General features: G+C 55.9%; 10 protein-coding genes and 4 pseudogenes. 4 read left to right on the top strand and 10 right to left on the bottom strand.

The window, feature by feature from the left end:
• A pseudogene (locus AC13DJ_RS04790) lies at nt 1-200 on the top strand (ISL3 family transposase); the annotation flags it as partial.
• A gap of 76 nt (nt 201-276) precedes the next feature.
• Here AC13DJ_RS04790 and AC13DJ_RS04785 read toward each other — a convergent pair.
• The 8 genes and pseudogenes from AC13DJ_RS04785 to AC13DJ_RS04750 all read right to left on the bottom strand — a co-directional run bounded on the left by AC13DJ_RS04785 (nt 277) and on the right by AC13DJ_RS04750 (nt 7,180).
• Complete coding sequence (locus tag AC13DJ_RS04785; protein WP_482932801.1) at nt 277-1,563, bottom strand: porin; 1,287 nt, start codon at nt 1,561-1,563, stop codon at nt 277-279.
• Between the two features lie 321 nt (nt 1,564-1,884).
• A pseudogene (locus AC13DJ_RS04780) lies at nt 1,885-2,061 on the bottom strand (AEC family transporter); the annotation flags it as partial.
• Between the two features lie 56 nt (nt 2,062-2,117).
• Entirely contained in the window at nt 2,118-2,396 is a 279-nt protein-coding gene (locus AC13DJ_RS04775) for an acylphosphatase (RefSeq protein WP_482932802.1), read from the bottom strand.
• A 94-nt stretch (nt 2,397-2,490) separates the two neighbouring features.
• Nucleotides 2,491-3,528 carry a c-type cytochrome gene (locus AC13DJ_RS04770; RefSeq protein WP_482932800.1) on the bottom strand — a complete coding sequence of 346 codons (1,038 nt, stop codon included), beginning with the start codon at nt 3,526-3,528 and terminating at the stop codon, nt 2,491-2,493.
• A 15-nt stretch (nt 3,529-3,543) separates the two neighbouring features.
• Nucleotides 3,544-4,191, bottom strand: coding sequence for a c-type cytochrome (locus AC13DJ_RS04765; RefSeq protein ID WP_482932799.1), 648 nt, complete (start codon nt 4,189-4,191; stop codon nt 3,544-3,546).
• A gap of 401 nt (nt 4,192-4,592) precedes the next feature.
• Entirely contained in the window at nt 4,593-5,024 is a 432-nt protein-coding gene (gene tnpA / locus AC13DJ_RS04760; protein WP_087721126.1) for an IS200/IS605 family transposase, read from the bottom strand.
• Nucleotides 5,025-5,201: 177 nt separating this feature from the next.
• Nucleotides 5,202-6,596: a DEAD/DEAH box helicase gene (locus AC13DJ_RS04755; protein WP_195688911.1), complete on the bottom strand. Its 1,395-nt coding sequence runs from the start codon at nt 6,594-6,596 to the stop codon at nt 5,202-5,204.
• Nucleotides 6,593-7,180, bottom strand: coding sequence for a hypothetical protein (locus tag AC13DJ_RS04750; protein ID WP_195688910.1), 588 nt, complete (start codon nt 7,178-7,180; stop codon nt 6,593-6,595). Before AC13DJ_RS04750 ends, AC13DJ_RS04755 begins: the two co-directional genes overlap by 4 nt.
• Before the next feature lie 99 nt (nt 7,181-7,279).
• Between AC13DJ_RS04750 and AC13DJ_RS04745 the strand changes: the two genes are divergently transcribed.
• Both AC13DJ_RS04745 and AC13DJ_RS04740 read left to right on the top strand, forming a co-directional pair.
• Nucleotides 7,280-7,507 (top strand): helix-turn-helix domain-containing protein, encoded by a 228-nt coding sequence (locus tag AC13DJ_RS04745; protein WP_161431027.1) that lies wholly within the window; start codon nt 7,280-7,282, stop codon nt 7,505-7,507.
• A gap of 233 nt (nt 7,508-7,740) precedes the next feature.
• Nucleotides 7,741-8,112 carry a histone-like nucleoid-structuring protein, MvaT/MvaU family gene (locus AC13DJ_RS04740; RefSeq protein ID WP_195688909.1) on the top strand — a complete coding sequence of 124 codons (372 nt, stop codon included), beginning with the start codon at nt 7,741-7,743 and terminating at the stop codon, nt 8,110-8,112.
• 247 nt (nt 8,113-8,359) lie between these two features.
• On the opposite strand, the pseudogene AC13DJ_RS04735 reads toward AC13DJ_RS04740, so the two are convergent.
• Together AC13DJ_RS04735 and AC13DJ_RS04730 are read right to left on the bottom strand one after the other, a co-directional pair.
• Nucleotides 8,360-8,818: pseudogene (locus AC13DJ_RS04735) on the bottom strand (transposase); the annotation flags it as partial.
• The gene (locus AC13DJ_RS04730) at nt 8,731-9,105 is read right to left on the bottom strand and encodes a helix-turn-helix domain-containing protein (RefSeq protein ID WP_482932798.1); all 375 of its coding nucleotides are present in this window, start codon (nt 9,103-9,105) and stop codon (nt 8,731-8,733) included. The pseudogene AC13DJ_RS04735 and the gene AC13DJ_RS04730, both read right to left, overlap by 88 nt.
• Before the next feature lie 71 nt (nt 9,106-9,176).
• Between AC13DJ_RS04730 and AC13DJ_RS04725 the strand changes: the two are divergent.
• Nucleotides 9,177-9,323: pseudogene (locus tag AC13DJ_RS04725) on the top strand (DesA/ISL3 alpha bundle tail domain-containing protein); the annotation flags it as partial.

The following is a 9,323-nucleotide window of genomic DNA, read 5'->3' as shown; positions in this document are numbered from 1 at the left end:
ACCGACTGGCCAAGGACAAGAACCGTGAAGGGCGCGGTTACTCCTTCGAGGTGATGCGGGCACGAATGCTCTACACCACGAAGCACAAGAAGAAGGCACCGACTGCGAAGGTCTCTCCTTTCTACAAGAAAACCATCGGTTTCGGACTGCCGGACTTCGCAGAGGAACTCAACTACGGAGTCGATCTATCAACCATCTGAGGGTGGTATCAGATTGATGGGGTGAAGGTGCCCCATCAACCATTAAATCCGAATACCCGAAAAGTGAAGACTTCGGTCAGAAGACCGCAGTCAGCTGCAAGGCGACCCGGTCGTCGACCCCCTTGAGGTGGGAGTTCGGGCCGGCCGCGTCCGAACTGAAGTCGCGGACGGCGTAGTTGAGCGTGGCCCGTGTCTTCTTGCTGAAGTGGTATTGCACGCCCGCCGTCCAGGTGTCGTACGTCGCCTTGCTCGGCTGGTCGATGTTGCGCTCGTAGGTGTCGTAACGCAGTTGCAGTTCGAACGGCGTGTTGGGAATGAAATAGGCGCCCTCGACGTAGCCGCCGCGGGCCTTGTAATCGTTGAATACAGCCTGCGGCCTGTGCTGCCCCTGGAAGATCATGCCCTTGCCCTGCATGTATTCCGCGCTGACCCGGAAGGGGCGCTTGAGATAGAAGGCGCCGATGCCGTAGCGGGTCCGATCCTGTTCCTCGCTCTTGTCGTAGGCGTTGGTGCGCTTGCCATCCTGATACCAGCCGAACAGCTTCATCGTCGAACGGAAGGGGCCGCCTGCCTTGCCGTCGAACAGGTAGGCCGACGACCAGTACAGGTAGACGTCCTTGTTGCTGTCGTCGTCGATCATCTGTACGCCGTTGCCGTTGCCCAGCATGGCGGCGTAGCTGTGCTCCCACTTGCCCATGTCGAAGGAATCGAACACCTCGATGCCGGTGTCGCGATAGGCGCCAGCGGACTTCGAGAAGGCGTTCATGTCCGCGCCCGGGGTCGTCTGTGGCGGGATGTTGCTGTCACCGTCGTCCGGGAACCGCTCGAGCAACAGTTGGTTGGTCACTGAGGTGTAGTTGATATAGGGCAGCGCGATGATGGCTTGAAAGCCCTCCTCGGATCCCGGTGTCTTGAACAGGCCGACGCGCACGCGAGCTCCGGGGATGTAATTCACCGTCACGCTGGCGTCGGTGACGTGCGGGGTGTAATCGCCGTAGCGCCCTCCATTGGTAATCGCGTTATTGCCGAACTCGGCCAGCAGGAAGTAGTTGACCTTGCCGTCGAGCGGGAAGCCGGTGCCGCGAACGCCAATCCGGGCACGCTTGATGTTGAACGCCGACTGATCGTCGAGCCCCGGCCCGATCAGCTTGGCCGGGATGTACTTGTCGCTCGGGTGCGCGTCGCTGAAATCCTGCTGGTACTCGGGCTGGATGAAACCCCAGACCTTGGCGCGCGGGGCGTTGTCTGCCTTCTCGGTCCCCTGCAGCATCAGCCAGTTGGCCGCCTGCGCCGAGCTTGTGGCTCCGAGGCCGAGGCAGATGCCGAGCGCAGTTGCGCTGAGTCGCTTGGTGTTGGTCTTCATGGTCCTTTGTCTCCTTTGGCGTGCCCGGTCAGTGGTGGTTCACCCCGGGGCGGCCGTCGTGGTTCTCGTTGTAGGTTGCTGTTGTTGTCGTGATCGAGTGGTAGGGACGTCGCTTACGGCTTGGCGACCACGGCTTGCCGGCGCTCCTCTGAGTAACGAGGCATGAGTGTCTCCTTTCGCCCCCTGATCGGTTTATAGGAACAGGGTATCAGAGGGCACGACAGTCATCCTGACACTGGGGGCTCAACCTTGACGCTCGTCAAACTTCTGGTCAGCACTTTCAGTTTATATTCAGGCATATTGTATATACTAAGAATGTCTCGCTGCCAGGTAAAAGCCCAGTAGCGCCGGGTTAAAGGTGGCGTCCAGGTCTGCACGGATAATGCTGAGAAACACCAGTGTTGGCAGTGTGGCCTTGAATACCAGCGCAGAAGCGGTGCTGATAAAGGCCTGATCAATCCAGCCCACCCGGCGCAGGCCGATGCCCAGGAAAACCATCACGAACACCGGCAAAGTGGTTTCCAGTGTCCGCAGGAAAGTGTCGATCAGGGCGCTCAAGAGATCGTCCTGAAGTCGTCGAATTCGCCGGTGGCCGACTGCTGTTCAGCCACAACCGCGCTTACCTCGGCCAGTGGTGAGCCATTCCAGGCCCACTCTTCCAGCGCCTGGAGCGCGGCGTCGTCGCCTTCGGCAATGATTTCAACCCGGCCATCAGGCAGATTGCGCACGACGCCGCAGAGCCCCAGCGAGCGGGCCTGTTGTTCGGTATAGGCACGGTAGGACACGCCCTGAACCTTGCCGCTGACCAGCAGATGTTTGCGTTTCATGCTCATGATCACCTGTTTGTTGTTGGTCACGATTTCAGCAATACGACGAAAAAGGCCTCCGGGAAGGGAGGCCTTTGCACGGTATTATAACCCGAAACGCTTATTCTTCGTTGGCTTCAAAGTTTCTTGGAACACCAACGTTAAACGGCTTCAGGAATGGCTTTTCACCGGTATTCTCGTGATCAGCCAGCACTTCGCCGTCATCGGCGCTTTCCTTGCCATACATGGAGTGCTGGTGGAAGTTGTTGAACTTTTCAGCAGTCTCTTTCACATCGCCGGTGTACCGTGGGTCTTGCGGCCGCTCCTGGTTGTCCATGTAGTAGGCAATGTCCCAGGCTTCCTGGTCCGACAGGGAGTTGGGCTGGCCCAGGGGCATGTTGTTTTTGATAAAGCCGGCGGCGGTGAAAATGCGCACCATGCCGGCACCCCAGTTATTGGACATATCACCCCACAACGCCGGGTACACGGTTTCACCATCCACCCGCAGGCCAGAGCCGTCGTCGGCGTGACATACGGCGCATTCCTGCTGATACAGCTTTTCACCGTTGGCGTAGCTCAGTTCTTCCGGGCGTTCGGGTGCGGGGAAGCCACGGCCATAAATGTCCTGTTTCGGGTACATTTCCACGCCGCTGGCCAGCCATTGATGGTAGGCCGCCAGAGCCAGCATGTCGTCGCTGCCATACTCCGGCGGTGTGCCGTTCATGGAGTAGGCGAAGCAACCGGCAATGCGCTCTTCCAGGCTGTTTACGTGGCCGTTCTTGCCCCGGTAATTGGGCAAGGTCACGGCGGCCGGCCAGATGGGGGCGCTAAACGGCATGCGGCCTTCGCCCAGGTGGCAGCTGGAGCAGTTCATGTTGTTGAACACATTTTCGCCGCGCAGCTGCTGGGTGTCGGTGAACAGGTCATAGCCCCGGCGAATGGTTTCTTTCAGCTTCGGATGAATGTCGGCTTCTTCCAGATCCGCCATGGTGGGCGGAATGTGAACCAGCTGGTCTTCTTTCGGCGCCGGGAAGCCCATTTCCGTCAGTGTGTCGATGTACTGCTGAATCTCTGCGTCGGTTTTGTAGCTGTTGGCGGCGGCGGTGGCCGAGAACAACACGGTTCCTGACAGTGCGGTGTAAATCAGTTTGCGAATCATGTCGTGGAACTCCCTTTATTCTGCCACGGGGCTTTGGTTAGCCAGCCATACGGCCACGGCGTGAATGTCCTCGTCGCTCATGCGTTTTGCCACGGCGCCCATCAGGTTTTGCGGGTCATTGGAGCGGGTACCTTCCTGCCAGCTCTTGATCTGGGCCTTGATATAGCCGGCATGCTGGCCGGCGATGCCAGGGAATGTGTCACCGGCACCACGGCTACCCGGGCCATGGCAGCTTTTGCAGGAAACCACGTATTCAGACCAGTCGCCCCGCTCGGCAATCTGCTCGCCACGCTTGAGTACGGCTTCGGAGGCGTTTTCGCCACCCTGACCAGGCGTTGGTTCCAACTGGGCGTAATACGCCGCCACATCCGCAATTTGCTGGTCACTCAACATGTTGGCGAACGGCATCATGGAGGCGTTTTGCCGGTCACCGTTTTTGAAATCGTGAAGTTGCTTGGCGAGGTAAGCCGCGTTCATGCCCGCCAGTCTCGGCCAGGACTCACCACCCTCAACATGTTTGCCGGAGCCATCCGCCTGGTGGCAAGCCGTGCACATGGCGGCTGCCTGCTTACCTTTCTCTGGATCGCCTTCGGGGGCTGCCAGAGCCATGCCCGCGTGGGCCGCCAATCCCATCGCTGCCAACGTGATCGATAATTTTCTCACGGTCAGTTCCTCTCTCACGTTTCGCGCCTCCTGGCGCTTGGGTCTTTTTGTAGCTTGCTTGTTTCTACCGATGCTCTCTTGATTACCGTCAAAATAGGGACTCATGGATTTCCTCGGATTCGGTTCGCCCTCCAGGCCAGCCCCTTCGCCCCTCAGGCCAACCACCAAGCACGCCATGTGGCAACCTTGGTGTAGCGGCTTGGTGAACCTGCTGATGAATCATGTGAGCCCCGCACTTTTACGCCATATTGACCGAAGGATAGCAGAGCACAATCAAAATGATCAAACAAACAACAAACACAGCCGAAAAAATTAAGTAAGTATCCCCCGGCAAAGCCGGGGGCTTTATATTGTTAGCCCCTCAAAGGGGCAAGAATCTGAGCCGCCTGAAGGCGGCTGCCTCACATTCCAAACTTGAGCTGATCATAATGCTCATCCACCTTTTCCTGATTCCGGATATAGGCCCTTACCATTCCTTCATCAAGCCCTACTGTCGAGACGAAATAACCTCTCGCCCAGAAGCTTTCACCAGAGAAATTTCGCGATCTGCCCATGAAATTTCTGGCTATAGATATCGCACTCTTACCTTTGATGTAGCCAACCACATGTGACACCGAGTGCTTCGGAGGGATGCTGATACACATGTGAACGTGATCACGCATCAGGTGCCCCTCTACGATCTGGCACTCCTTCTGTCTTGCCAGCTCATGGAACACCTCACCAAGGTGTTTTCGGATACCACCAAAGATCGCCTTCTTTCGCTTTTTGGGGATGAACACGACATGATACCTGCAGTTCCATGTTGTGTGAGCAAGACTCTGGTACTCTCTCATTGGGAACTTCCTATCTCTTGGCCGAGATTGGAGGTTCCCTTTGACCGCATCACACGGTCAAACCTCGGGTAGTCCCCCGGCAAAGCCGGGGGATTACCTTATTTATTTAAAACCAAAAAGCTTGCTCACCAGAAAAGCAAGCTATTCAAAGAAAATCAAGAAACAAGCCCTCAAAACCTAAAGAAATCTCAACAACTCTTCGCGATACTTCCCCGAGAAACTCAAATGATAAACCGGCTCAACCGAAGAATAAAACTCTTTATCTTTACTTAACTCACCGCATTCTCCGAAAGCAGCCACAACTCCATCAAGCACGCCACTCAAGTGACCACCTTCACCTCCAACCCAATTTGCATCTTCATTGTTAACGAAGGTCATCTCCTCCTTCTTAAAAACCAAATTATCGTTCGGCAAATCTTGTGCAACACGCTCGGCAAAGCGTCTAAGAACCGGCTCAGCCAACATAAACAACCATGCATTTTCGTCCTCCGCGCCACTCCTCCTCAAGACTCTCCCTAACACTTGGCGATAATGCAGCTCCGTACGAATTCGACTGAGGTAGCAGCATACTTGAAGTCGAGGAATATCCGTTCCCTCGCTAACCATACCAACTGCCACAATCCAGCGGCAATCACTGTGTCGAAAGAAGTTGATCACTTGCTGCGCGCCAGGAGTCCTATTAGTGACAACATGGCAAGCCTCTCCTCTGGCCTCTAAGGATAAAGCTACCTGATGGGCATGCTCAATATCGGTTGCCACGACCAAGCCTGCCGCATCCGGCTTTTGTTGCCGCACCTCATCTAACCTCTCACAAGCCAGCCCCAGTATCTGATGCACCACATCATCATGGCGAAGGAGGTCCTCGTAGGTGATTGGGGAATCTCCGAGCAATGCAGCAATGCTTGGAAAGAGCCTGGCAGTGCTCTCGTCCCTAATCTCTTCGGTTAGCTTAACCTCTTGATGGTCAAGAAGCACAATGCGCGGCGAGCGACACACATTATCATTGACGGACTCTCGTAGGCCGTATCTAAAGTCGCAGATCAACTCACCTTCTGGTGATGAATAGCGTGCTAGTGCGATGGGTAGGTCATCAGAACGCCATGGAGTCCCCGAAAGTGCCAATGTGTAGGCGGCGCGGTCCTGAACTCTCTGAAGGATTTTCTGACCCCAGGCATTACTTAGCAAAGGATCATGTCCAGCACAGTGGTGTATTTCGTCAAACACGACAAAAGCACGAAAGTCATTGAGAAGCTGCCAGAAGGACTCATCCCTATAATCCATAGCCTGGTAGGTATAAGCACCCCCAACGGCACCGACCAAGCCATCAAGCCGCTTATCCAGTACTTCTGAAAAGGTTTGGCGAAAACCTTCTACAACCTGGCATGAGGGCGCAAAGCAAAGAACTAGATCTATCTGATTATTCTCAAAGAGACAGCGTGCAAGTTCTGCTGCCAATCGTGTCTTGCCAGCGCCTGGAGTTGCCTGACACAAAAAGTGTGGTGTGGTAGCAAAGTGATGCAGCGCCGCGTCAATGCAGCGCTGCTGCCACAGCCTGAGTCGCGGCAACTTCATGGCGAGGACAATGCAGAAATCGTCTTCTCCACCGCACGCAGGTGGCCCAGCAGGCGAGAACTTTGGTCCTTCGCTTCTTGATACTCACTTTCCACATGGGCTCGCAGGTATGGCATGTCGCTAAGCAGCTGCTTGTAACGCTCGGCCTCCCCCATTGAGGCGAGAAGATCCAGGCGGACCTCCTTGAGCGTCGTTTCTAGTCGCTGGTAGACCTCTGACTCAGGACGGTTTGGGGCTGAGGTAGGCGTAGCCTCGGCGGACGTCCGCTTCTTGGTCTTGCTGGGCGTGAAGCTTGCCTCAAAGCCATTACTAATTAAGTTTAACCGCAATTTTTCTGGCATGGGAAGACGATGATAGACCTGCCCGCGGCTCTTGCGCTCATCGTCTAGCACGAGCCAGCCCACGCGCAGCATGCGGCGTATCTGCTCATACACATACCTCCGCACATCCTTCAGCTGGAACGAACCCTCCTCCAGCCTGGACGCGAAGGCATCCCGGAGGTCCTGCGTGGTGAACCGATCAAGCCCTTCCTCCTGAAGGAGCTCATACAGCCGTTTGTCGAGGGTGAACGTGTTGGGCTTCATGGGAGGTCCGGGGGAAAAGAGTGAAATGCGGATTATAATCCGTGGCCTGACGGTCCGCAAACGCATGATAGTGCCGCCTCAAGAGATTTCGAGGCGGCCATGGACCATCTGGCGAAAGCAATAGGGGAGCGGATTCGACACCGCAGGAAGGCGCGCGGTCTATCTCAGGATGACTTAGCACTGCTGAGTGGCATAGATAGAAGCTACGTAGGCCGAATTGAACGAGGGGAGGTCAACATCACTGTAGAGAAGCTTTACCGTATCGCCACAGTGCTGGCCTGTGACCCAGCCACTCTTCTTCCTGCGGCCACAGAGCTCTACAGCTGAGCTTTACTGCCATACGCTCTCTTCTCACACCTAAAAAGTGAGACAGTAAGTCAATGCCTGCATTAATCGCAACGCGTCATACTCCAGTGATTCAGGCTCATCGAGCATAGAAGCCGCATGAAGCGGGGTCGTCTCGGCGAATCATTTCTGATCTTGACAGGGACACCATTATGGCTTGATTTATTCTTGACTATTCCCCATAGTTGTAGCTATCCACCCGAACAGAAGGTCACATGTCCATACTAGCTTCCTACATGCAGAAGGAACAGCAGCTAAAACAGCTTCAGGAAGAGCTGGATAGGCTCAAGAACGACGACCGCCTCAAGGCTGAGCTCCAGTTCAAGGATAAGCTGGAAGCTCTCATGCGAGAATTTGACAAGTCGGCTGCAGATGTCATCAAGCTGCTTGACCCACAACAGACAGCGGCCAGACCCTCCAGCACCACGAGCACGGGTCGCGCCAAACGCAAGCTGAAGATCTATAAAAACCCTAATACTGGTGAAGTCGTAGAGACACGCGGCGGCAACCAGAAAACACTAAAAGCCTGGAAAGACGAATACGGTTCGGACACCGTTGAAGGATGGCTGGTCAGAACAGAGGATTAAAGATCATGCCCTGCCCATCTAAAGATGTGGTTGGCAGGGCCGCTTTCGGCCGAGGCTGTGTGAAAACCCAAAAATCCGTAGCCTGTTCCCGCATCCGGCCGTCAGGCCCCGCCGAGCGGTCAACGAGACGTTTCAAAGCACTTCCGTGATCGCCATATACGAGGTTATTCAAAATCGCGCGCCCCGAAAAACCTTTCCTGGAGAGCGTCATAGGGCGCTACAGGCGCTACAGAAAGCGGCAGGCACACTATGCCTGCATCGCCTGAATCAAACCCTTGGTGCCGAGGATCTTCATGACGCGTTTCATGTTATAGGCCAGCACGTGAAGGCTCATTTCCGTACTGACGTTCTTGAGGCTCTTGGTCAGAAAATGCGTCGATCCCATCCAGGCCTTCAGTGTGCCGAACGGGTGCTCGACTGTCTGGCGTCTGAGACGCATCATCTCCGGTTTCTGGTCCAACCTAGACTGTACTGCCTCAAGCACACCCTCATGCTCCCAGCGTTTGATACGCCGATGTTTACCAGTGGTACATTGCCCTTTCATCGCACAGGTTGGGCAGGCTGAACTCCAGTAACAATGCAGCGCCTGATCCTTTTCGACGCTCTTGAAACGCCAGATCAGCCGCTCTCCCGCAGGGCAGCGGTATTCGTTGCTTTCGGGGATGAAGAGAAATGCCTCTCTGGGAAACATTCCCTTGGCCTCAGCTGTTCGGGGAAGATGCCCCGACGGCGGCAGTATTCCGCGGTCTCCTGAGCATTCATCGAGGCGGTTTCAAGCACGGCGTTGAACTTGTCCTTGGACGACCAGCCATCGGTGCCTTTGCCCAGCGCGTCCGGCAGGCAACGTCCCTCGGCGCGGGCTTGCTTGCGCCAGGTGTAGACGGTGCCCAGCGAGATCCCTTCCTGCTCCGCGATCACCTGCGGGGAGAGGTTGTGGGGAGGCAGCAGCTTGGTGACCACGGCTTGCCGGCGCTCCTCTGAGTAACGAGGCATGAGTGTCTCCTTTCGCCCCCTGATCGGTTTATAGGAACAGGGTATCAGAGGGCACGACAGTCATCCTGACACTGGGGGACCGGGAGCGCCTCATCATGGAGACCTGGACAGGCGCGTTCCCGCAACTGCTGGCCGCCTACGAGCACAAGGAGCGCTTCTACGGCATCTGGGACGCCACCACACGGCTCCAGGCAGAAGCCGCCCTGGACGAGTGGATA

The organism is Marinobacter sp. L-46, assembly GCF_056859535.1.
The sequence above is the reverse complement of the archived record's forward strand: the minus strand, read 5'-3'. Positions and strand labels throughout refer to the sequence as shown.